Below are 24,766 nucleotides of genomic sequence, written 5' to 3' on the forward strand. Positions count from 1 at the left end.
GACGATAACGCCCTGTCTATCCAAAGTTAGGAATTTCAAACATATGCTGCCCTTTGGGTTCATTTAAAACGAATTTACTCATTGCTGTTCGCTTTTTTAATAGAATAACTATTAGACAAAGCTCACATCGCGATTAAATTCGTTTTAAAGTGAATAAAATTTAACCCTGAAAGATCAACAGACCCTAGAATGTTTTGAAAGTCTTAGTTACATAATTGTCTATTCATCCGTATCAAATAAGTGACTTTAACGTTAGAATAAATAAGATTAATTTGGCTTGGGAAAGTTAACATTTTGGCAAAAACATTTAACCGTAATTTGTTATTAGGATATTGGTATAGAGGTGACTCTGACGCTGAAGGGAACCAAATGACAGAGTTTGCGCGGATAGAGCCAGACGGTAGTTTTGAGTTTATATTTGTACAATATAACCAGGCAGGTGAGGTTGTTGAAGAAATAACTGAGCTGGGAGACTGGGGTTTAGTCGGCGATATTCACTTTACGATAACTAAAGGTGAACTCATTGATGAAGAACATTACGGTGCAGATATGACAGATGAAGAAAACTATCAAGCCTACAAAATATTAGATTTAGACCGTAACATTGTTAAATATCAACATATAATTACAGACGAAGTATTTATACTGAGACGTGTTGTTGATAAAATAGCTCATTGTTAATGAGTGTTTGGTTAAATTTTTATCGAATAGCGAATTAAAAGAATAATTTATGTAAGTGCTTTTTAAAATTGAGAAACAAGTATTTATCGCACTTTTAAAATTTTAAAACAACAATTTTGAGACAACAATGAAAAGACTTAAAGACGCAAGTTTAATAACAGCAATAAAAACTCCTTATGACGCGAATGGTGAAATAGACCTAGCAACATATGACTTACTTGTGGCGAAGCAACTTGAAGCTGGAGTTGACGGTATTATTGTTGGTGGAACAACAGGTGAAGGGCATTTATTAAGCTGGGAAGAGCACTTGATGCTTATTGCTCACACAGTTAACCGTTATGGCGATAAGCTAATTGTTGTAGGTAACACTGGTAGCAATAATACGCGTGAAGCGATTAAAGCAACGACAAACGGTTTTGCTATGGGAATGCATGCAGCATTACAAATTAACCCATATTACGGTCGTACTTCAGAAAAAGGTGTTATTGAACATTTTAAAGCGGTATTAGATATTGGTCCTGCATTCATTTATAACGTGCCTGGTAGAACAGGACAAGATGTAACACCTGAGATGATAGAGCCATTATCAACTCACAAAAACTTTATTGGTGTGAAAGAATGTTCAGGTAATGAGCGTATAGCTCAGTATGAGAAAAAAGGCATTGCGTGTTGGTCGGGTAACGACGATGAAAGTTTTGCAGGAAGACATGAGTTTGGTTCTCATGGAGTTATCTCTGTAGCATCAAATATTATTCCTAAAGTTATGCGTAAGTTAATGGATGAACCCGATCATGAGTTAAATAAAAGCGTTACAAACTTTATGTCGTGGTTATTTTGTGAGCCTAATCCTATCGCATTAAATACGGCTTTAATGATGACTAAAGCTGTTAACCCTGTGTTTAGATTACCGTATTACGCTTTAAATCAGCAGCAACGTGAAGAAGGTTTTGCTCTGTTAAAAGAAATAGACTCAGATGAACTTGTTGGTGATAGCTTATCTTTAATGGCTGATGACGACTTTACTTATAAAGCCTAAATTTTAAAGCCATACTTTTAAAGTAGAATTTTAAATCTCATTTATTTGCATTGATTAATAAATAAGTGATTGTAGATAATAAGGCTTCGTTTCTTATACTTAACCTCAATTCGGGTTACTAAAGTATTAAAGAACGAAGCCTTAAATTTATAAAGTAGCGTTAAGCTAAAGTTAAGAATTAAATTTCTGAACTTATTTAATTAAATGCAAAGGTAATAACTCGTCAGGTAAGCGAAAGCTTTTATTCTCAAAGCTTATAGGGCAATCAAATGATAATGAAAAAGCACATAGCTGCAGATTTAACTCCTCATTCGTTTTATCATTAAAAATCTTATCCTTTTCAATATCTCCATGTAACCTATCGCCAACAACAGGCATTTCTATACTTGCAGAATGAAGTCGTATTTGATGTTTTCTTCCTGAATCAATAAGAACATTAATCAAAGATGTATTAAGGTCTTCATTATAAGTTAAGCAATTAAATTGGCTTTGTGCATTTTTTCCATCAACTTGTGTCGTAATTATTTCAGGTTGAGGACGCTTCCTATGATCGCCATGGATCAAAATAAGGTAGTGTTTTTCTAAATGATGCAGTTCGAATTTTTTACTGAAAGCTTGAGCCATTTTTTTAGTATGTGCGATAACAATTAGACCTGTAGCAGCACGATCTAAGCGATGTACAATAAAAACTGCACGCTCTGGTTGTAAATGGGTTTGTGCCCAGCGTGCGATTGTACAATGGTCACTCCATTTTGAACCTTGAGATAACATGCCATAAGGCTTATACCAAATACTGTATTCACCCATATCTTCAATCAGCTTGGCTTCATTCGGTACTTGATTAAGTACATCTTGGTTATAATAAAAATGTAACTCATCACCTTTTTTTAATGCTTTTTTTATTCGACGAAAACGTTGTGTAGATTTGCCTCTTGTTAACCAAAGGGCACCTTTAGCTATAGCCTTTTTTAAGTTAGCAATGCTTATATCACAAATCGCTTCTAACTCCACTAGGGCATTAGTTGCTTCTGATGTAATAACGATATGTTTTTCGAAAATTTGCTTGTTAGCTAAATGTTCTGTTGAAATGCTCAAGCTAAGCCTTTAAATCGGTTTTAATAAAATAATAATGCTAGTTTACCAAACAAGACAATGACCTGTCGTATTTTTGATAGTATTATTTAATCTCAACTCGGGATAATAGGTTTTATAAATCATAGATTGATCGAGTAATACAAAACTAAAATTTATTAAGGTATAAAATGGAACGTGATTTAACGCTTTTTCCTCAAGATGAGATTGGTGAATATTTGTGGGATGCAGTAAGTACAGGTAATGATCTTAGCCAAGAAAGAGAGATCGAATTTACTGTTATTTTTAAGTCTCATGAACTGGCACTTAAATTCGGTCATTTATTATTAGAGAATAATCAAAAACTTTCATTATGTCCATTTGATGAGAATACTGATTACCCATGGGAAGTTACAGCTTACCCATTTATTAGTGCCTTGTATGAAAATATTATTGCGTATCGCCATTTGTTAACAGAAAGCTCAGCACCTTTTGAAGGTGTTTTTGATGGGTTTTATTTCCAAGTAAATTAATAACAACTTTCCATAATTGTAGAGCCGTATGATTGATATTAAGAAGTTTGATGAGATAAAGAAAACAAGTGCAAAATCTTTTAATGAACAAAAAGCATTGATAAAGAAAGTGATGGCGGGCAGGGTTATTCAATGTAATACCTGCGGAACCACAATCAAGCTAGTTTTACCTGAACAGTCTGAATCTCCAGGTTTGTATTGTAGTAAAGGTTGTACCGATATTGCTTTAGATTTTGAGTTGTAGAAACTAAAAAGTCGTCATCGTTATGATAAAGCATTGGCCTTTACATAAATTGATATAGATTTATAAAGCTAAGAGCTATTCAAAATATTTTAGAACTACGTCAAATCAAGCTGTTCAGTAAATCTTATATTTACTCTCCTTCGATTCCCTTCAGGTTAGTTAAATAAAAAGGCCTGTTACGATTAAATAACAGGCCTTAGTTAATGTTTGCTTTTAGTTTAAAACTTTAGCTGACTTTTGAATCAGCTTCTTCCTGTTCTTGTCCTGCATCCATATCATAAAAAACGTCTTCATCGAATTGCTTTTCAGACTTACCAACAATAATAGTTACCATACTATCGCCTGTCACGTTAACTGCCGTTCTAGTCATATCAAGCAGTCTATCAACACCAATAATCAGACCTATACCTTCAACAGGCAAGCCTACTTGGTTAAGTACCATAGCAAGCATTATTAGCCCTACGCCAGGTACTCCAGCAGTACCTATTGAGGCTAGCGTTGCCGTTAAGATCACAAGTAAATAATCAGTTAAAGTTAAATCAACATTAAACACTTGGGCAATAAATACAGTGGCGACACCTTGCATGATCGCAGTGCCATCCATATTAATTGTTGCGCCTAAAGGAACAGTAAAAGAGGCGATAGAGTTTTTAACGCCCATCTTTTTAGTTGTTGTTGCCATTGTTATAGGCAATGTTGCATTACTACTTGAGGTAGAGAAAGCGAATATAGCGGTATTACGCATTTTTCTAAGGAATATTAAAGGGTTTAAACCTGTTAATAATTTAAGTAAAACAGGATAAGTAATTGTGGCGTGAAGAACTAATGCAAAAAATACCACTAGGAAGTATTGGATCAAATTACCAAAGGTTTCTATGGATACATCAGTAAATAACCCCGCTAATAAACAGAACACACCATAGGGTGCTAAGTTCATTAAAATAGTCACTAAGCGCATAATAACCGTGCTTAAGTCTTCAAATAAGCTAGCAATTCTTTCGCCTGGTTTACCTGAAAGAGCAATGGCTATACCAAACAATAATGCAAAAACAATCACCTGAAGCATATTTCCATTAGCAAAGGCTGCAAATGGATTACTTGGGAACATCTGAATTATAACTTGAGCTAAAGATGGTGCTTCTCTACTTTCAAATGTGGTATTGGCTACCATGTTAACGCCTTCACCAGGATTTACTAGCAAAGCTAAGAACATAGCAAAACTTATCGCTATTGCTGTGGTTATCAAATATAAACCTATAGCTTTGCCGCCAATACGCCCTAGTTTAGAGGTGTCTTTTAAAGAACACGTACCACAAATTAAAGAAACAAAAACTAAAGGAACAACTAACATTTGTAAGCTGGCGACAAAAACCTTACCGCCTACTTGAAATATTCCATCAACTAATAATCCTCTAAGAGAAAGATCGAAAATATAAAGAGGGATAACGAAATCAGATTTATTGGGCATGAGCATTTGTAATATAAAGCCGAGAATAATGCCGGCAGCCATACCTATAACGATGCGAGTAGTTAAACTAGCGCTTTTTTTATTTGACATATTTTATAAATGTTTTATTAATTAGAAGATGATTTTACTAGATTATCAGTAAATCCCCTTATTAAAAAGCTAACGATTGTTAGTTTTTTTAATAAGGTAGTGACCTTTTTGCATTTTTTCAGTTAAGATGACAAAGTTGATATTAAAATTTACCAGGGAGATGCTTTTTATGGCGCTACTTCAACGCTTTAGTTTAGTTATACTACTTTTTACGTTAGTAGCTTGTGGAGGGAGTGAAGGGAGTTTTACAAACACCGACACAGATACCGATACGGACACTGATACAGATATTACTCTTGTCACCATGTCTTTGGAAATTTCGGATACAAACATTTCTGATGCGAGTCCTGCTTTATTAAGTGCTACAGTGTTAGCTGATGGACAGCCTCTTTCTGGTGTTCTCGTTCAGTTCTCTCTTGATGAACGTTTCGAAACACTTGCAACATTTACACCTGAATTAGGTACAAGTGTTACTAATGATGACGGTATCGCAACTATAACGCTTAATTCTGGCGGTACTGCTGGTGCGGGTACTGTTAGTGCTACCATATCTTTTGATGATGAAGAGCTTATAGCAAGTACTTCTTTTAGTAGCGCAGGTGATGCCAATACAGGAGAAACGCCTGATGTGTCTAATATTTCATTGTTTGCGAGTAGCCAACAAATCGCTTCAAGTGGGGCGCAAGAAGTCACATTGTCTGCTATTGCAAAAGATGCAAATAATAATTTATTAGAAGATGTAAATGTTACTTTCTCTGCCAGTTCGGGTGATATTGAAATTGTTGATGGAGTAACTGGGGCCGATGGTAAAGCAACAGCAACACTAACGACATCTATTGATCCATCAAATAGAATTATAAATGTGACGGCATCTACAGCACAGTTTTCTGATTCAGTAGATGTTGAAGTTGTTGGTACAACGGTACAGCTTACAGGTTCATCATCTTTAGCAATTAATGACTCGAATAACTTTATAATTCGAGTGTTAGATTCTGATGGTGAAGGTATTGCAAATAGTCTAGTTACTTTATCTACAACGAATATATCCAGCACCGGTGAAGTTGCAAATATAACAATACCAGAATCTGTGACTACTGACTTTACTGGCCAAGCAACTTTAGCTGTTGTGGGTACATCTGGTGGTAAGAACTCTATCGTAGCAACAGCTCTAGGTGCTTCAGTAACTCAAGCAGTAACCGTTCAAGCAGACTCATTTTTATTCTCTGCTTTCAATGATGGTGATGGCACTAATATTAATTTAACCACACAAGACTTATCATCTATACCTGACGTATTGTTATCAAATACAGCAACAATAACCCTAACTTGGTCTAGAAGTGGAACTGTTGTGGCTGATGGTACAGTAATTAACTTTACTGCAACTCGAGGTGATTTATCTACTAACAGTGCAACAACGGTTAATGGCCAAGTATCAACTACAGTATCATCTACGAATGCAGGTAAGTCGTTAGTTACTTTCAGTGGTGTTGATGGTGATATTGCTTTAACGAATCAATTAGAATTTGAATTTGTTGCTGAAACAGCTGATGAGATTGTAGCTCAAGCATCACCTCACTCTATAGGGCCAAATGGTCAAACATCAACTATATCTGTAGTGGTAAAAGACCCTACGGGTAACTTAGTGAAAAATAAACAAATTGATTTTACTTTAACGGATACTAATGGTGGCTCTATTTTCCCAGCGAGTGCTATAACTGACAGTAATGGTAATGCTTCAACAGTATATACATCTAATGCAGTATCTGCTCAAGATGCTGTTTCTATAAAGGCAACGGTACGAGATACTCCAACAGTAACTCAGACTGTTACATTAACAGTTGCTGATAGAGAGTTATTTATTACATTAGGTACAGGTAACACTATTGAAGAAATAGATGTGACTAATTACAACAAACAATTTAGTGTTTTTGTTACTGATGTAGATTCTACTCCTGTTGAAAATGTTGAGTTGACGGTATCTGCTGTACCTAATACTTATTATAAGGGAGAATGGATCAGAACTTATGATACTGCTGGAACTTTCTTACGCTGGGCTACTGCAAGAAATGTTATTAAAGATGAACTGGGTAATGTAACGGCCTATGATGTTGGTGGGTTCGGGTGTAATAATGAAGACACTAATATTGATGGGATATTAGATATCGGTGAAGATACTAATACTGATGGATCACTAACACCAGGGAATATAGTTGCAGCTCTTGGTGATATTGTGACTGATGATGAAGGTAAAGCCATTATTGATATTCGTTATCCACAAAGTCATGGTAGTTGGGCAGATATAGATCTTATTGTATCAGCCAAAGTAAATGGTACTGAAAGTTCTACACAAACAGTATTTACACTTTCTACATCAGCTGAAGATATACTTGATGAAGACGTAACGCCACCTACATCAGGTACCGGTTTAAATGGTCCATTTGGCGCAACTAGTAATTGTAATGTTGCCGATTAACCCTATTTAGGGTGAGGTAATATTCAGTTATAAAAAAAGCTCTTTCGGGAGCTTTTTTAATGTCTTGAATTCAAGTAAAAACTAACACTCCAATTAACGATTACGCTTTTGACATCTCACTAATTAAAAATGCTGAGATTTCACCACAGGCTGCTAATGTTTTGTTTCTACTTTCTTCACCTAAACCTGAGCTATCAGTGAAAGGTGCAATTTCCATCATGTCAGCGCCAGTGATTGGGTATTCTTTGCCAAGAGATTTAAGTATCTTCATTGTATCAGGCATATCCATGCCATCTGGCTCTGGTGTTCCTGTAGCTGAAGCTATCGAAGCATCTAGCGCATCAATATCAAAGCTTACATAAAGTTCATCAATATTTTCGCTTTTCAATTGAGATAGAATATTTTGTATGATGCTATCAACACCATTTTCTTTAATCTCATGCGACCAATGCTGTTTCACGCCAAAGGTATTTTCCCAATGTGATTTAGGTTTTCCGCTTGAACGTATACCTACTTGGATCAAATGACTGCGGTCATGTAAATCATCTAAAATATGTGTACACCACGAACCAAAACACAAATCTATGCCTAAGCGCTCCACTAATAGGTCTGTGTGCGCGTCAAAATGAATTATTGCAGCACGAATGCCTTGTTTCTTTTTAGCTTGTAAATAAGCCTTTGTGAGCGGATAACTCACAGAGTGATCTCCACCAATACCAAAGATCCCTTTTTTAGGGAACTCAGCATAGAAATCATGCAATACATCTTCCGTAATAGTTAAAGGGCTTACAGGGTAAGTGCTATTTTCATCTTGATATAATGCTTTTCTACAGTTTGAAATAGTGGCTTCATTCAAATATTTATCATGTAGTAAATGAGGGATAACGCGCACATCACCTAAATCAAAAGCATTTAAACCTTTATACTGCTCTAGTAATGTAGATCGAACAAATAGAGGTCCCCAGTTAGCGCCTCGTAAAATTCCGCCACCACAATCAGATGCGATACCCAGAATTACAGCATTTGATGCTGTTGGTAAGTCGTCTAATGATGATGACCATAATTGTTCAATGTTTTCTGTTTGTCCAAAAAGAGCTTGGTGCAATTGTTCTTTTCTTTCTTTAGCCGTGTTTACTGTAAAAACTCCATTACCAGGAGGACATAAACATTGCGTAAACTTATTTTTTAAATTTAGCCATGATGCAGTCATATGAAATCTCGTTATGTTATTTAGATTACAAATATCAAAAGGAATAAATGTAGGGGGAATTTGGCGATTCATTGTTTTTTAAGGGCTGTAATCGAAAAATAATGAATGATTATCTTTATTTGCTCTTATTTTTTGTATTAAAGTCGATTATGATTACGCCAGAAATTACTCCTACATTATAACGAAAAGCATTAGGTCAGGCGAATTTAATCATAATATTTGCTTGTTACTTTGCTTTTTTACAGATATATCTAATAGTAATTAACATTTTAAACATCTATTTTATCGTGAATTAGTTCTTAAACATTGGTTGCTCGCCTAATTATCGAACAAATTCAACTTAACATATAATACCTAATTGATGTACTTCAGTTAGTGACTAGGAATATATAATCATATGGGAAAATCTCTGGTAATTGTCGAATCACCAGCTAAAGCGAAGACAATTAACAAGTACCTTGGTAAAGATTTCATTGTGAAATCTAGTGTCGGTCATGTCCGTGATTTACCTCATGGAAGTACGGGTAAAAAAGTTGCTGCAAAATCTCCTGCTGAAGTTCGTAAAATGGCTCCTGCAGCAAAAGCTAAGTACAAAGAAAAAAGAGATAAAGAAGCTTTAGTTAATCGCATGGGTATTAACCCTGATAAAGACTGGGAAGCTAATTATCTGGTTTTACCTGGTAAAGAAAAAGTGGTTAACGAATTAACCAAATTAGCGAGTACTGCAGATACCATCTATCTCGCAACCGATTTGGATCGCGAGGGAGAAGCAATCGCGTGGCACTTAAAAGAGTTAATTGGTGGTGATGATTCAAAATTCAAACGTGTTGTTTTTAATGAAATAACAGAAAACGCAATACAACAAGCCTTTTCTACGCCTGGCGAATTAAGTATGCCTGGTGTTAATGCACAACAAGCGCGTAGATTTTTAGATCGTGTTGTTGGCTTTATGGTAAGCCCGTTACTTTGGAAAAAAGTTGCTCGTGGTTTATCAGCAGGGCGTGTTCAATCTGTTGCAGTTAAATTAGTTGTTGAAAAAGAACGTGAAATCAAAGCTTTTGATCCTAAAGAATTTTGGGAAATTACCGCTGACACTAAAACAAATACTGGATTAGATTTTGAGTTAGATGTTACTCACAACAACGGTAAAGCATTCAAACCAACGAACAAAGTAGATACTGATAATGCTTTAGCTATTTTAAATGATGCTAAATATACGGTTGATAAACGTGAAGATAAACCTTCAAAAAGTACACCGTCAGCACCATTTATTACTTCAACGTTACAACAAGCGGCCAGTACAAAATTAGGCTTTGGTGTAAAACGTACGATGGGGCTTGCTCAACGTTTGTATGAAGCAGGGCATATTACTTATATGCGTACAGATTCAACTAACTTAAGTAAAGACGCTGTTGAAACTTGTAGAACTTATATCGCAGATTCTTTTGGTGAAAATTACTTACCTGAAAGTGCGAAAGTTTATAGTAGTAAAGGTAATGCTCAAGAAGCGCATGAGGCGATACGTCCGTCTAATGTGAAAATGGAATCAGCCTTCATGGAAGGTATTGAAGCCGATGCTAAAAAGTTATATGACTTAATTTGGCGTCAGTTTGTTGCTTGTCAAATGACAGCGGCTAGATATACCGTAAGTACATTAACGATTGGCGCTTCAACATTTGATTTGAAAGCTAAAGGTCGCGTAATGCAATTTGATGGTTGGACTCGTGTTCATCCACAATTGTCTAAAGGTGATGATAAGCATCTACCTGATCTATCAGTTGGTGAAGTATTAACACTTGAACAGCTTAATCCAGCACAACACTTTACTAAGCCACCAGCACGTTTTGGTGAAGCTTCATTAGTTAAAGAGTTGGAGAAACGTTCTATTGGTCGTCCATCAACATACGCTTCAATTATCTCAACTATTCAAGATCGGGGTTATGTACGTTTAGATAAAAAACGTTTCTACGCAGAAAAAATGGGTGAAATCGTAACCGATAGCCTATCTGAAAGTTTTGATAACTTAATGAGCTACGACTTTACAGCTAACATGGAGCAAGAGCTTGATGAAGTAGCTGGCGGTAAAGCCAATTGGAAAGATGTTTTAAATAAATTCTATAGCAACTTTACTAAACAGTTAAAGTTAGCTGACATGCCAACTGAAGAAGGCGGCATGAGAAACAATGAGCCAGTACTCACTGATATTGAATGTCCAACGTGTCAACGTAAAATGGGCATTAGAACAGCTTCAACAGGTGTTTTCTTAGGTTGTTCTGGTTATGCTTTACCTCCAAAGGAACGTTGTACTAAAACAATGAACCTGACGGCTGGCGAAGAAGCTGTAAGTGTTTTAGCTGAAGATCAAGAAACTGAAGCTTTACGTGCGATGCATCGTTGTAAAAAATGTTCTACAGCGATGGACAGCTATTTAATTGATGAAACTCGAAAATTACATGTGTGTGGTAACAACCCTGTATGTGATGGTATTGAAATAGAAAAAGGCGAGTTCAAAATTAAAGGTTACGAAGGTCCTATTTTAGAATGTGATCGTTGTGAATCTGAAATGGAACTTAAATCTGGACGTTTTGGTAAATATTTCGATTGTACCAATGAAGAATGTAAAAATACCCGTAAGCTATTAGCAAGTGGGGAAGCTGCGCCGCCGAAAGAAGATCCTGTGCAGTTACCTGAACTAGCTTGTGAGAAGTCTGAAGCGCACTTTGTCTTAAGAGATGGAGCTGCAGGTATTTTCTTAGCTGCCAATACTTTTCCTAAGTCTCGTGAAACTAGAGCGCCTAAAGTTGAAGAGCTTTTAAGATTTAGAGATAGAATATCATCTAAGTTTTATTATTTAGCTGACGCTCCTGCTAAAGATCCTGATGGCAACTTAGCTGTTGTTCGATTTAGTCGTAAAACTAAAGAACAATATGTGATGACAGAAGTTGAAGGTAAAGCAACAGGGTGGACTGCAAAGTACATTGATAGCAAGTGGGTTGAAGAAGCGAAGAAAAAAGCAGTAAAAGCTAAGGCTAAGCCAAAAGCAAAACCTAAAGCAAAAAAAGCTACCTAAACTAGCTGATTCAATTAAAACTTATTATTAAGCGCCTCAGGGCGCTTTTTTATTGCTTTAATTTAAGTAATGCAAATGAACTTTAGTATTTTCGAAAGGTCTACTAACTTAGTTAACCTGAGCTCAGCTTAATATATTCTTCTCTAACAGCTATTTTTACTTGCTTCATCGTTAAATTTACTTGTAATAGGCTAGCTATTGACGCGAAATTTGCCTTGAAGAAAGAAAAACTATCAAGCTAGAGTATAAGTTAAATTTTATGAATAATAATTTCAATGGATTAAAAGGATCTTAAACCGAGTTCAGGTTAGTTAACTTCAAAGATAAAACAGGTATTACGAAGTAACTTTATTTAAATATATATAAGGGTGCTCCTTTAGCAAAATAACCTATTACTCGTTTATATAGATGGCTTCATGAATTGATTTATACCATCCATGTAAAGTTTGAGTGTTATTTTATCTATTAGCTTAAATCTTTTGATTTGAATAAAGGCTGAAATGGGATAATTCAAATTATCAGTTGTAAAATTTGTTATTTGATTTGTCTACAGTTGAGGTTAGTGACTTAAATTCATTTTAAGTAAATGTTTTTGATTGAAATTTGACCATGTAGTTGCTTATATCAACTGGTCTTATGAGTTATTACAAAATAATATACAAAAAACAAAAATATTGGTATTTATTGGATCAATAAGCTTGTTAATATATATAACAGGTATATAAGGCTTATTTTGTTTTTAATATTTTGCATATTAGTGGTGTTTAAGTATTAAAAATGGTTATTTATATAAAATATTAAATTTTTTGTGTAGATATAGTGCTTTATCTTAATTTTTGAACTAAATTTAAATTTATTACTAGCTTATAAATATTTAGTGGATCCGGAATAAAAAAGGAAATTAATATGTTAATTTTGACACGCCGTGTAGGCGAGACTCTAATGATTGGTGATGAAGTTACCGTTACAGTTTTAGGAGTTAAAGGTAACCAAGTTCGAATCGGTGTAAATGCTCCAAAAGAAATATCAGTACATCGAGAAGAAATATACATGAGAATTCAATCTGAAAAAGACAATCCAGAGTCTGCAGGTAATAAATTCTAATCATATAAAAAGCCGACAATAGTCGGCTTTTTGCTTATTTGTGTTTGAAAATTAAACGTGTTGCTTGAAATCCCAACAAACAGAAAAAAAAATCAAAAAAAAGTTTGACTTATTTTTTGAATCCATTAGTATTCGCAGCCATTGGAGAGGTGGCCGAGTGGCCGAAGGCGCTCCCCTGCTAAGGGAGTAACTGGTTTATCCCGGTTCGAGGGTTCGAATCCCTCCCTCTCCGCCATTATTTATAATGGTTGTGTGAAGTTAGATATCTTTAGAACTAGATATAAAAAAAGTTTCTTGAGGGCGTGTAGCTCAGCTGGATAGAGTACCTGGCTACGAACCAGGCGGTCGCAGGTTCGACTCCTGCCACGCCCACCACTTTTCTTTAAGTGATAAAATAATAAAGACCGAGAGTACGGTGAACACTTATCTTTTAACGTAGATACAAAACAAGTTTATTGTGGGCGTGTAGCTCAGCTGGATAGAGTACCTGGCTACGAACCAGGCGGTCGCAGGTTCGACTCCTGCCACGCCCACCACTTAAAAAAGAAAAACCAGTCTTCGGACTGGTTTTTTTTCGCCTAAAATTCGTCAACTCCTATCTATGATCTTATTTCTTAAAACATACTTAGCCTGAACTCTGGATAATGAATTTTGTAATTTATTAATTCATATAATACCAAACGGATTAATTTATTGAGCAACTTAGAGCTACATTAGCAAGCTTAGAACAAGCAAAATTGATTAAACATAGTTATTCTATATTTTTTTAATTTTGTGATGTTATCAGTTTGCTAATGAGCTCCCGAAGGGCTGGAATTTAAAGGCTCATATGCCGCGTTATTGATTTTGACAAGGTTCCTACATGGATGTAGGACATTAGGGTAACGCAGGAGCAGTTACCGAGAATAACCATTCTCTTCAATCAATGCCTCGCCTACATGGATGTAGGTGCTTAGGTTCAGTCTGGAACTATGAACCTGTGCCTCTAAGTCTTTAAATTCACGCTAAGTGAGCAATAAATCAATCCGTTTGGTATAACTTAAAATAAGACTAATAACTTTCTAATTGGCTCATAAAGTAAAACGAAATAATATAATTACTTCACTATCCAAATGACTTACTTTATTGTTTCTTTATGATTAACCTGAATATCTTTTTAAATGTCTCACGAAAGAGGCAGTAATAAAATAAATGTCGTTTAAGATGAGGCGGGCGTTATATTCAGCTAGGGTTCTTTTAATAAGTGACAAATATTAATAGTTCGCTAATAAATATTATAAGATTTATTTCTTCACTTTATTATTCTGTTAAATAGCTCTTTGTCATCAATTAGCTATAGTGATAACTTGATGAGTAATATTAAATCTCAGTAGTTTTCTACATACAAAATGAAATAACACGGTGTAAACTGTTATTAGTCTTTAAAACGCAACTTTTACTAATTTACTAATTTACTAATAAGTTTAAATATAGGTAATCTAGCTCTATGAATTGTTAGTTAGGGCGAAGTTGATCAAAAGAAGCATTGTTGTATATGTAGTTAACTCATGCGCAGTGGTAACTAGGTTAAAGGGCAAGCTCATTAATAACGCTTAACACTTTTATAAGCCGTCACTTCTCAAACTGCAATATCATGATGTCCTGTTAATAAAAACAACTACTATCAGCAATAGTTTTTACTTTATCCAAATATTATGAATAATTATTTCAAGCTTACCTTTTATTGAATATTGTATACAATTAAACCTTAACCCTCTAGATATTAGTCTTTACCTGCTCAAGGATTGTATACGATTTTAATTTTTTTATAATATGTTCTGAATAATTATTAATATAAGTGAATATAAATTGATTTATGCTCTTGACAAAAACTATTTTTCTGAAACGAGAAAAAACAAATTGTTTTTAGCAATTGGAGTCTTTATTCTAATTACACTTTAGAGTGACCTGAGGTCCTAAAATGGAACATCTAAACGAGTTATTTATTGAAGCAGGCACATTGATGCTTGCGGGTATGGTTTTTGTTTTTGTATTTCTTGGCTTGTTAGTAATTTTTATTAACTGTGTATTAGCTAAGTTAGCAATTAAATTTCCTGATGCTAAACCACAAACTAGAGCGCCGAGAGCTGCAAAAGCCTCAACAAATTCTGCAGGTAGTGTTTCGCCAAGTGTAGTTGCCGCTATATCTTCAGCCGTTTCACAATACCGTAGCAAACATAATTAAAAAAAACATAGGAGCATTTCCATGTCAAAGCCATTAGGTATCACTGAGGTCGTTCTACGTGACGGCCATCAATCACTACTAGCAACAAGGTTACGCCTTGAAGATATGCTACCCATTGCGTCTACATTAGATGATATAGGGTATTGGTCTATTGAATCATGGGGTGGAGCAACGTTTGACTCGTGTATTCGTTATTTAGGTGAAGATCCTTGGGAACGTATTCGTGCCCTTAAAAAAGCGATGCCTAAAACTAAGCAACAAATGTTATTTCGCGGACAAAACATTTTAGGCTACCGTCATTATGCTGATGATGTAGTAGAAAAGTTTGTTGAGCGCGCACATGTAAATGGTGTTGACGTTTTCCGTATTTTTGATGCAATGAACGATGTACGTAATTTAGAAACATCAATTAAAGCTGCTGTTAAAGTGGGTGCTCACGCTCAAGGTACTTTAAGTTATACCGAAAGCCCAGTGCATACACTTCAAGGCTGGCTAACTATGGCTAAACAGCTTGAAGATATGGGCGCTCATTCTTTATGTATTAAAGATATGTCTGGTTTACTTAAACCATACTTTGCTGCAGAACTTATCGGTAAGTTAAAAGAAACGGTTGCTTTACCTATTTCATTACATTGTCATGCAACAACAGGTTTGAGTGTAGCTACACACATGAAAGCGATTGATGCAGGTATTGATGTAATTGATACTTCTATTTCTTCAATGAGCCAAACTTACGGCCATTCACCAACAGAAACTATCGCATCAATTGTAGATGGTACGCCGCGTGATTCAGGTTTAGACGTAGTTAAAATGGCTGAAGTTGCAGCTTACTTTAGAGACGTTCGTGAGAAATACGCTAAATTTGAAGGTAGTTTAAAAGGTGTTGACGCTAGAATTTTATTAGCTCAAGTACCTGGTGGTATGTTAACTAACATGGAAAGCCAACTTAAAGAGCAGGGCGCTTCAGATAAATTTGATGAAGTATTAAAAGAGATCCCTCGTGTACGTAAAGAGTTAGGTAACATTCCATTAGTTACGCCAACGTCTCAAATTGTAGGTACACAGTCAGTATTAAACGTACTAACAGGTGAACGTTACAAATCTATCACTAAAGAAACTGCTGGTATCTTAAAAGGTGAATACGGTGCTACAGCTTCACCAGTTGATGCTGAGCTACAAGCTAAAGTATTAGATGGCGCAGAACCAATTACATGTCGTCCTGCTGACCTAATTGCTCCTGAACTAGATAACTTGTCAGTTGAATTAGCTGCATTAGCTAAAGAAAAATCAATCTCACTAGCTGATGATATGATTGATGACGTATTAACTTACGCATTATTTCCTCAGATTGGTTTGAAGTTTTTAGAAAACCGTAACAACCCATCAGCATTTGAACCTGTTCCTACTAAAGAATCTGCTAAGTCAGTTCCTAAGTCTGAATCAAACACAGCAACTGAGAACTATGCAGTTAGTGTTGACGGTAAAGTTTATGATGTTGTTGTTGCTCCTGGTGGAAGCCTTGAAAGTGTTTCACATGCTCCTGGTGGCGAAGTGCTTAAGCAATCTACATCAGTTAGTGCTGCAGAAACATTAAACGCGCCACTAGCAGGTAACATATTTAAAGTGTTAGTAAATGAAGGCGATACTGTTGAAGCTGGGGAAGTTGTTATTGTGATGGAAGCAATGAAAATGGAAACAGAAATTCGAGCAGTAAGCGCGGGCGAAATCGTTGCTGTACATATTAGAGAGGGTGACTCTGTAACAGTTGGTGACACCTTACTAAGTTTAACATAGGTGAAATAATGGAAGCATTACACACATTATGGTTGTCTACTGGCTTAGCTAACTTTGAAGTTGGCCAAGTGGTAATGATGTTGGTAGGTTGTGGATTATTGTATTTAGCAATAGCACGTAACTTTGAACCATTATTGTTACTTCCTATGGGATTCGGCGCGATATTAACCAATATTCCTGTTGCTGGTTTCTCTGAAGTAGGCGGACTTTTACATTACATATACTATGCAGGTATTGATACTGGCATCTTCCCATTAATTATATTTATGGGTGTAGGTGCAATGACAGACTTTGGGGCACTAATTGCTAACCCTAAAATGTTGTTTTTAGGTGCCGCTGCTCAGTTTGGTATATTTGCTACTTTATTTGGCGCTATTGCATTAAATGCAGTTCCAGGTATTGAATTTACACTAAAAGATGCTTCAGCTATTGCGATTATTGGTGGTGCCGATGGTCCTACTGCAATATTCTTAGCGTCTAAACTTGCTCCTGAATTATTAGGTGCTATTGCTGTTGCTGCCTACTCATACATGGCGCTTGTTCCTATTATTCAACCACCAATTATGCGTGCTTTAACAAGTGTTGATGAACGTAAAATTGAAATGGCGCAACTTCGTCATGTAACTAAAATAGAAAAAATTATATTCCCATTAGGTGTATTACTAATGACAATATTCTTTTTACCATCAGCTACTCCGCTGGTAGGTATGTTCTGTTTAGGTAACTTAATGCGTGAATCAGGTGTTGTTGATCGTTTAAGCACTACAGCTCAAAACGAATTAATTAATATCACAACTATATTCCTAGGTTTAGGTGTTGGTTCTAAATTAAGTTCTCATGCGTTCTTGAACGTTGAAACTTTAGGTATTCTAGGCTTAGGAGCTGTTGCTTTCTCTATCGGTACAGCATCTGGTGTATTAATGGCTAAGTTTATGAATAAAGTTAGTAAAGACCCTATCAACCCATTAATTGGTGCTGCGGGTGTTTCTGCTGTACCTATGGCGGCTCGTGTAGCTAACAAGGTTGGCTTAGAAGCTAACCCGCATAACTTCTTGTTAATGCATGCTATGGGTCCTAACGTTGCTGGTGTATTAGGTTCTGCTGTTGCAGCGGGTATTTTACTAGCCCTAGTTGGCGGATAGCTATTCGTAGTTAAGCGTTAAGCAAGTATTAACGTGTTAAAAAAAGAAAAGCGCAAACATAACTGTTTGCGCTTTTTTATTGATTAAATATTGTGGATATAAGCTAAGAGAATTAAGTGTTTATTTACTTTTAACGTTAACCTTATGGGTATCGCTCTTCTTTAAGGATGACGTTTAAATTGAGTCCATTCATTATCAAGTTTTTCAAAGCATATTCTATCGTGTAATCTACTTGCTCTACCTTGCCAAAATTCAATATATGTAGGTTTAACATTCCAGCCCCCCCAGAATTCAGGGTAAGGAATTTCAGCTAAATCAGCGAACTTCTTCTTGTAAAAGGCTTCACGTTCTTTTAATTCATCTGCTGATGTTAACTTAGTACTTTGCTTTGACGCCCAAGCACCAATTTGACTGCCTCTGTCTCTACTGTGAAAGTAACGTTTAGATTGTTCAGCCGATGTTTTTGATACTTCACCTTCTATGCGAATTTGTCGCTGTAAAACATTCCAATGAAAAAGTATGGATATTTTATTGTTAGCTTCTAATTCTTGGCTTTTACTGCTGCCATAGTTAGTATAAAAAACAAAACCATCAGCGTTATATTCTTTAAGTAACACCATCCTAGAACGCGGCTGTCCATTTTGATCACAGGTGCTAATCGACATAGATTCTGGTAACAAAATCCCTGACTTTTTAGCATCATCAAACCATTGCTCAAATAAAGCTAACGGATCAGTTTCAGAAGAAATATCGGGTAAAGGTAAAGCAACCCCTTGACCAAAAGTGAGTAAACATTTTATTTTTTCGATGAAGTTCATTAAATTGATTCAAGTGACGTTTTTATTATTTTATCAGCTTTAGAAGTTAAGGATAATAAAATAATGGGTGGATCTAAATAATGCTATTTAGATAGCGATTTAAAGTAAAGTTATCTGGTTATTATAGCTCCCAATCATCGCTATCGTCTAAAAGCTCTTTTAAACGCTTTCGTTCTAGCATATCTTCAATGCGTTGCCTTACTTGGCTGTTGCGTTCTGCCTTATCTCCTTTGGCCAAATCGTCGTCGTAAGAAATTTTATCATCATTATTGCTGATATCTTCAACGCTATTTATATCATCGCTCATTTAACACCTATGTTTTCTAAAACTTGAGGAGACCTTCTCTGAATATAGGAAAAAATTATAACTTTACCAAGCTGATTTTCAATATTTTATTTATGTTTGTTTCGATATTTTTCATAGCTTGGTAAACTTAGCTTTGATTTTATACATAAAATAGACAAAAAATGACTTCTGCTAACTTTTACCGATGCATAACCGAGCTTTCTTTATATGCTTCAACGCGTTCTCATCGACAAATAGTTATTTTGCAAGGCAGTCATACATGGGCGAATACACTTCTTCAGCAAATTCCATCGCATCCTTTTTCTAGCCAAGACATTACCAATGAAAATGTTATTGATACCTCATCATTAAAGAATAAAGACGGGTATATCTACAGTGATGACATAGCTATTCGCGGAAATGTAAACAAACAAACCTTCAGAAATAAACTCGGAACAGAAAGTCAGTTTGTAGTGTTTTATCATGAGCAATTAAATATTGATGCTTTGGCTGCGCTATCAGGGACTTTAATTTCAGGTGGAATACTATTTATTGTCATTCCTGAAAATATAGCGAGTTCAGACTTTTATCAAGGTAGTTTCTTCAATCAACGCTTAGCCGATAAAGTTTTAAATAATACAGCTATTAAAATAATCAAAGAAGCTGATGGTGTTGCTAGCGCTAAAGCTTCAAATGCTTGTTCTGTTATCAGCCAAAGTTCAGCTGAAGATGTGGAAGTCGTTTTAAAGCAAACATCACTCGAAATGAACTGTTTAACTCAAGAACAATTGAGGGCAGTAAAACAGGTTATTCAAGTGGTAAAAGGTCATCGCAATCGTCCTCTTGTATTAACAGCGGATAGAGGAAGAGGCAAGTCTTCTGCGTTAGCGATAGCCTGTGCAGAATTACTCAAAAATGCACAAGCAGAAATAAAGATAGCCATAACCGCAACTCATAGAAAATCAATTGATGTGTTTTTTAAGCAATTGACTCAAAGCTTAAAGCGAGAAGAAACAACTGCAGATATTAATATTTCTGGTAGTAACCGATTAGAACATAAAAATGGCTCAGTGCAGTTTATTGCCGTAGATGAACTCATTAAAACTAAAACCACTTTTAACTTAGTATTAGTGGATGAAGCTGCTTCGATACCTTTGTATTTTTTAAATCAATTATTAGCAAAACATCATCGAATGGTGTTTGCGAGTACGGTTCACGGATACGAAGGGGCCGGAAGAAGTTTTACCTTAAAATTTCAGAATAACGTAGCGCAAAAATATCCAGAAAGTAAAACCTTAAATATCAGCCAGCCAATTAGATGGGCAGAAAATGATCCTGTAGAAGCTTTTATTTATGATCTTTGTTTGTTGAATGCAGAAGCGCCGAAGTTACCTGAAGGTTTTTCATTATCTTCGTCATTACTTGAGTTTAAAGAAGTAAACACTGAAGCTTTAATGTTGGATGAATTACTTTTACAGCAAATTTTTGCTGTACTTGTTACTGCACATTATCAAACGTCACCGAATGATCTTAGATTATTACTTGATAATCCAAACATAACACTTGTAACTTTGTCTTCTCAAAAGCAATTACTGGGTGTCGCCTTATTATTAAAAGAAGGTGCAACTGAAGATGAACAGTTAAAAGGGTTAATTCAGAGTAATCAGCGTCGCTTAAAAGATCAGTTTATTCCACAATCGTTATTAACGCACTGTGGCGAAGAAAGCAGTTTTAACTATTCTTATTTAAGAGTGATGCGTATTGCTATTCTGCCTGAGTTACAAGATAAGGGTTTAGGTAGTATGTTCTTATCGCTTATTGAAGCCTATGCTGAACAACAAAACATAGATTTTATCGGAACAAGTTTTGGGGCGAATAAATCACTCCTTAACTTTTGGCAGCAGCAAGCCTATAAAATTGCGCGAATAGGTTTTACTAAAGACAAAGCCAGTGGTGAACATTCGGCGTTATTATTAAAAGCGATAAATAAACAACATGAGCCGTATTTAGATAAAATAGAAGATAACTTTTATCAGAGCTTTGATTATTTATTAGCAGAGCAATATAAAGATCTTTTACCTGAACTTGTTTGGCAAATTATGACTTATTGTCCAATAGATTCTTTGCCTATACTTAATAAATTCGACTTGAAAGCCATAGACGATTTTTATACGAAGAAACGTCAATATAGTGTTTGTGTTTATCATTTACATAAGTGGTTACAGCATCAAATGAAAATGCCTTTTGACCCAGATATGAGACCTATTATTAATAAAATATTTCAGCGACAAGAAGTTTCTAGCCTAACCGAAGCTTATGGATTTTCAGGAAAGAAAGCCTTTAACAATCATTTAATTCAATTCATCGAAAGTTATAGTCAAAAAAATAAATAAAATATTTTTATATAAAATTTTTGTCGTTTGGTAACAGGAATAAATATGCAGGAAGTGATCACGGTTGAAAACTTAGTCAAAAAATACGGCGATTTAAATGCTGTAGATGATGTGAGTTTCTCAATAAAAAAAGGACATTGTTTTGGCTTGTTAGGTCCTAATGGTGCAGGAAAAACCACCACGATTGAAATAATGGAAGGTATTATTCCAGCCTCTCATGGCAATGTTTTATATAAAGGTAAGCCTGTTGATTCAACCATATCTCAACAAATAGGTATTCAATTTCAAAATACGGCTCTACAAGATTTCTTAACAGTAAAAGAAACCTTAAATCTATTTGCTGCCTTTTACGATAAAACTGTGTCTCAAGATAAACTTATTGAGTTGTGTGACTTAAGTGAATTTCTAAATAAAAATAACCGCTTACTTTCAGGTGGTCAAAGACAACGTTTATTATTGGCTCTGGCTTTGATTAACGATCCTGAAATTATTTTTCTCGACGAACCAACAACGGGCTTAGATCCACAAGCACGACGCAACTTTTGGCAACTGATTAAAAATATTAAAGCACAAGGTAAAACTATTATTTTAACCACACATTACATGGATGAAGCCGAACAGCTGTGTGACGAAGTGGTTATTATGGATCATGGTGAAATTATTGAATCGGGTACACCAGAGGCTTTACTAAATAAACATTTCGAAAGTATTTTTATCTACCTACCTGCTATGCATTTAAATACAGAACTCATTGGAAAATTTCAAGGTGAAGTACAAGGCGATAGGGTAGAGATAACGACGCAACACGTAGAGAAAACCTTAACTTTATTGATTGAAAATAATGTTTCATTAGAAGGATTACATGTGAAGTCAGCTAACTTAGATGATTTGTTTTTAAAACTAACTGGCTATTCTTTGAGGGATTAACTGATGAATTTCAAACGTTTTTTTGCCGTAGTAAAAGCTCGTAATCTTGAGTTTTTTAGAGACAGATCTTCTTTAGGTTGGAACATATTATTTCCTGTTTTAATGTTAGCTGGCTTATCATTTGTTTTTTCAGGTGATGGTCGTGGCGTGTATAAAATTGGTGTTGTTAATTTACCTACGGCACAATCAAGTTTTATTGAAACTAAGTACATAGACTTTGTTGATTATAATGATGTAGCGTTAGCTACCACTAAGCTTGAGCATCATGCGATAGACTTGTTAGTCGATTTCACCTTAGAAAAATATTGGGTAAATGAAGGCGCGCCTAATAGCTATTTAGTCGAAAAAATCTTTATAAGCGAACATTCAGATTATCAACGTTTAACCACTAATGGGGCACCTATTCGATACGTTGATTGGGTTTTACCTGGTATTTTGGGCATGAACATGATGTTTAGTTGTTTGTTTGGCGTGGGTTACGTCATTGTTAGGTACAGAAAAAATTCAGTTTTAAAACGTTTAAAAGCTACGCCTTTATCCGCTTTTGAATTTGTATCAGCTCAGTTGGTGTCGCGTTTATTTATTGTTATGTTTATGTCGAGCTCTGTTTATATTGGCTGTAACATATTTTTCGATTTTTACATGTTAGGCAGTTATTTAGACTTATTTATAATTGGCGCTTTAGGTGCCTTTAGCTTAATTACCTTAGGGCTTCTAGTGGCGAGTAGAAGTAAAAGTGAAGAGTTGATTGGTGGCTTATTAAACTTAACTTCATGGCCAATGATGTTGCTATCAGGTGTTTGGTTTAGCTTAGAAGGTGCGCCAAGTGCGATTCAAACTTTCTCTAACCTCTTACCATTAACGCATTTAGTCACAGGAGCGCGTAAAATCATTACTGAAGGTGCAAGTTTGGCTGACATCAGTTTTCACTTATGGTGTTTAGTGGGCATGTGTTCATTATTTTTAGTGTTAGGTTCTTCATTATTTAGTTGGAATACAGAGCGATAAGTTATTGGTTGAGTTAGCTAAAATCACCATTTTAGCTATACTTAAAGATATGAAGTTTATTATTTTTATTTTTTATGTATAGATTTATTGATCAGATATGGGGTTATCTATTCAAAACTTTCTTTTAAAAAGCACTGGCTGTTTGTTTGTTATTTTAGCTATTTTTGGCGCGGTTTTACCTTTGCTACCCACAACACCTTTTTTGTTGGTAGCAGCAGGGTGCTTCGCTAAATCGTCACCTTATTTTTATAACAAGCTACTAAACAGTAAAGTATTTGGTCAGTTGATAAGAGATTGGCAAGATTCACGATCTATATCGCAAAAGTCTAAAATGATTTCTTTATGTTCTATGGTGTTGGCAGGGGCGTGGTCGTGTTACATGCTCGAAAATATATGGTTAAAGGTGTTAGTTATTTCTCTTATGATAGGGCCAGCTATATTTGTTTATAGACTACCTATTGCTAAACGAATTAGCTCATAGGCAGCCTAAATTTTTTTCTCAAACTCTTAATACAAATATTAAGCTAAAGCTTTACCAACCAAAGCAGCTAAATGATCAGGTAGCGTGAGTTTAAGTGCTATTTCATGGGCTTGGTCAGACATTTTTCGCCACGTAAGTTGTAATATTCTAACTATTTTTTCTTCAGTATGTTTTGCTGAAAACTCATCAAAGTAATGTTGTAAAAATACCAAACATGCAACGTCTTCTAAGGTTTGAGTATCAGGATTCGACTTTAACTTTTCTTTACGTAATATCTTAGCTGTTGTTTCAGCATCTTCTTCTGAATAGCCGTTTTCTAACATTAAGTTTTTAGTCAGTTGCGCATGAAATTTACCTTGCTCAATACGCCATTTTAAATAACCTGCCTTACCAGCATCAAACTCGGTGCGAAGTAAATGCCATCGTTTTATATGTTGAGATCGAACAGCTATTTGTAATAACTCATTAGCTTGAGGCCAGTATTGGTTCACACATGCCGTCATGTACTGGCCGTATAATAATTCTTTAGGTTGTGGGCTGCCATCAACCAGAGTGGTATTTGGATCTTCACTATTAATAGTATCTATCGCAGAAAGAACTGAACTTAGTTGAGGGTTTGTCATAGTAAGTACCTAAATAATTTAATAATTCATTTTAACCTATTACAAAGTGCCGCGCATGTAATATCATTTACTTTGTAATGACTTATATTT

20 protein-coding genes and 3 tRNA genes are annotated in these 24,766 nt (G+C 35.3%); 17 read left to right on the forward strand and 6 right to left on the reverse strand.

All coding sequences use genetic code 11. The features are described 5' to 3' along the window. Positions 1-294: 294 nt before the first annotated feature. Together ACPUVN_RS01675 and dapA are read left to right on the forward strand one after the other, a co-directional pair. Positions 295-681, forward strand: coding sequence for a hypothetical protein (locus tag ACPUVN_RS01675; RefSeq protein ID WP_426358304.1), 387 nt, complete (start codon positions 295-297; stop codon positions 679-681). A gap of 127 nt (positions 682-808) precedes the next feature. Continuing rightward, a complete protein-coding gene (gene dapA, locus ACPUVN_RS01680; RefSeq protein ID WP_426358303.1) occupies positions 809-1,717 on the forward strand; it encodes a 4-hydroxy-tetrahydrodipicolinate synthase in 909 nt (302 codons plus the stop codon). 192 nt (positions 1,718-1,909) lie between these two features. Here the strand turns inward: dapA and ACPUVN_RS01685 are convergent, their stop codons facing one another. Further along, positions 1,910-2,812, reverse strand: coding sequence for a pseudouridine synthase (locus tag ACPUVN_RS01685; protein WP_426358302.1), 903 nt, complete (start codon positions 2,810-2,812; stop codon positions 1,910-1,912). A gap of 167 nt (positions 2,813-2,979) precedes the next feature. Between ACPUVN_RS01685 and ACPUVN_RS01690 the strand changes: the two genes are divergently transcribed. Next, positions 2,980-3,321, forward strand: a complete 342-nt coding sequence (locus ACPUVN_RS01690) for a ribonuclease E inhibitor RraB (RefSeq protein ID WP_426358301.1) — start codon at positions 2,980-2,982, stop codon at positions 3,319-3,321. Between the two features lie 28 nt (positions 3,322-3,349). Then, a complete protein-coding gene (locus tag ACPUVN_RS01695) occupies positions 3,350-3,565 on the forward strand; it encodes a hypothetical protein (protein WP_426369832.1) in 216 nt (71 codons plus the stop codon). Between the two features lie 226 nt (positions 3,566-3,791). On the opposite strand, the gene ACPUVN_RS01700 is transcribed toward ACPUVN_RS01695, so the two are convergent. After that, positions 3,792-5,123 carry a dicarboxylate/amino acid:cation symporter gene (locus ACPUVN_RS01700; RefSeq protein ID WP_426358299.1) on the reverse strand — a complete coding sequence of 444 codons (1,332 nt, stop codon included), beginning with the start codon at positions 5,121-5,123 and terminating at the stop codon, positions 3,792-3,794. 169 nt (positions 5,124-5,292) lie between these two features. Between ACPUVN_RS01700 and ACPUVN_RS01705 the strand changes: the two genes are divergently transcribed. After that, a complete protein-coding gene (locus ACPUVN_RS01705; RefSeq protein ID WP_426358298.1) occupies positions 5,293-7,596 on the forward strand; it encodes a beta strand repeat-containing protein in 2,304 nt (767 codons plus the stop codon). 100 nt (positions 7,597-7,696) lie between these two features. On the opposite strand, the gene ACPUVN_RS01710 is transcribed toward ACPUVN_RS01705, so the two are convergent. Next, a complete protein-coding gene (locus ACPUVN_RS01710) occupies positions 7,697-8,806 on the reverse strand; it encodes an arginase family protein (protein WP_426358297.1) in 1,110 nt (369 codons plus the stop codon). Positions 8,807-9,203: 397 nt separating this feature from the next. Here ACPUVN_RS01710 and topA point away from each other — a divergent pair, with 397 nt between their 5' ends. From topA to ACPUVN_RS01750, 8 genes are all read left to right on the forward strand, one after another. Further along, positions 9,204-11,876 (forward strand): type I DNA topoisomerase, encoded by a 2,673-nt coding sequence (topA, locus tag ACPUVN_RS01715; protein ID WP_426358296.1) that lies wholly within the window; start codon positions 9,204-9,206, stop codon positions 11,874-11,876. Between the two features lie 906 nt (positions 11,877-12,782). Then, positions 12,783-12,980 carry a carbon storage regulator CsrA gene (csrA, locus tag ACPUVN_RS01720; protein ID WP_304370079.1) on the forward strand — a complete coding sequence of 66 codons (198 nt, stop codon included), beginning with the start codon at positions 12,783-12,785 and terminating at the stop codon, positions 12,978-12,980. 143 nt (positions 12,981-13,123) lie between these two features. Beyond that, positions 13,124-13,215 (forward strand) — tRNA-Ser (locus ACPUVN_RS01725). 63 nt (positions 13,216-13,278) lie between these two features. Next, positions 13,279-13,355: transfer RNA gene (locus ACPUVN_RS01730), tRNA-Arg, on the forward strand. A gap of 84 nt (positions 13,356-13,439) precedes the next feature. Further along, positions 13,440-13,516: transfer RNA gene (locus tag ACPUVN_RS01735), tRNA-Arg, on the forward strand. A gap of 1,424 nt (positions 13,517-14,940) precedes the next feature. Then, entirely contained in the window at positions 14,941-15,204 is a 264-nt protein-coding gene (locus ACPUVN_RS01740; RefSeq protein ID WP_426358293.1) for an OadG family protein, read from the forward strand. Positions 15,205-15,225: 21 nt separating this feature from the next. After that, on the forward strand, positions 15,226-16,998 hold the full coding sequence (oadA, locus tag ACPUVN_RS01745) for a sodium-extruding oxaloacetate decarboxylase subunit alpha (protein WP_426358292.1): 1,773 nt from the start codon (positions 15,226-15,228) through the stop codon (positions 16,996-16,998). Between the two features lie 8 nt (positions 16,999-17,006). Beyond that, the gene (locus ACPUVN_RS01750) at positions 17,007-18,140 is read left to right on the forward strand and encodes a sodium ion-translocating decarboxylase subunit beta (protein WP_426358291.1); all 1,134 of its coding nucleotides are present in this window, start codon (positions 17,007-17,009) and stop codon (positions 18,138-18,140) included. 161 nt (positions 18,141-18,301) lie between these two features. Here the strand turns inward: ACPUVN_RS01750 and pdxH are convergent, their stop codons facing one another. Next, the gene (pdxH, locus tag ACPUVN_RS01755) at positions 18,302-18,958 is read right to left on the reverse strand and encodes a pyridoxamine 5'-phosphate oxidase (protein ID WP_426358290.1); all 657 of its coding nucleotides are present in this window, start codon (positions 18,956-18,958) and stop codon (positions 18,302-18,304) included. A 121-nt stretch (positions 18,959-19,079) separates the two neighbouring features. Further along, a complete protein-coding gene (locus ACPUVN_RS01760) occupies positions 19,080-19,265 on the reverse strand; it encodes a PA3496 family putative envelope integrity protein (protein WP_426358289.1) in 186 nt (61 codons plus the stop codon). 161 nt (positions 19,266-19,426) lie between these two features. On the opposite strand from ACPUVN_RS01760, the gene ACPUVN_RS01765 reads away from it, so the two are divergent. The 4 genes from ACPUVN_RS01765 to ACPUVN_RS01780 all read left to right on the forward strand — a co-directional run bounded on the left by ACPUVN_RS01765 (position 19,427) and on the right by ACPUVN_RS01780 (position 24,053). Further along, complete coding sequence (locus ACPUVN_RS01765; protein WP_426369833.1) at positions 19,427-21,637, forward strand: GNAT family N-acetyltransferase; 2,211 nt, start codon at positions 19,427-19,429, stop codon at positions 21,635-21,637. A 45-nt stretch (positions 21,638-21,682) separates the two neighbouring features. Next, on the forward strand, positions 21,683-22,564 hold the full coding sequence (locus ACPUVN_RS01770) for an ABC transporter ATP-binding protein (protein ID WP_426369834.1): 882 nt from the start codon (positions 21,683-21,685) through the stop codon (positions 22,562-22,564). A gap of 3 nt (positions 22,565-22,567) precedes the next feature. After that, entirely contained in the window at positions 22,568-23,572 is a 1,005-nt protein-coding gene (locus tag ACPUVN_RS01775) for an ABC transporter permease (protein ID WP_426358286.1), read from the forward strand. A gap of 97 nt (positions 23,573-23,669) precedes the next feature. Beyond that, the gene (locus ACPUVN_RS01780; protein WP_426358285.1) at positions 23,670-24,053 is read left to right on the forward strand and encodes a YbaN family protein; all 384 of its coding nucleotides are present in this window, start codon (positions 23,670-23,672) and stop codon (positions 24,051-24,053) included. 38 nt (positions 24,054-24,091) lie between these two features. Here the strand turns inward: ACPUVN_RS01780 and ACPUVN_RS01785 are convergent, their stop codons facing one another. Further along, the gene (locus ACPUVN_RS01785; protein WP_426358284.1) at positions 24,092-24,676 is read right to left on the reverse strand and encodes a DUF4202 domain-containing protein; all 585 of its coding nucleotides are present in this window, start codon (positions 24,674-24,676) and stop codon (positions 24,092-24,094) included. Between the last annotated feature and the right edge of the window lie 90 nt (positions 24,677-24,766).

Origin of the sequence: Pseudocolwellia antarctica, from assembly GCF_049933045.1 — a bacterium.
In the GTDB taxonomy this organism is placed as follows: Bacteria; Pseudomonadota; Gammaproteobacteria; order Enterobacterales; family Alteromonadaceae; genus Pseudocolwellia.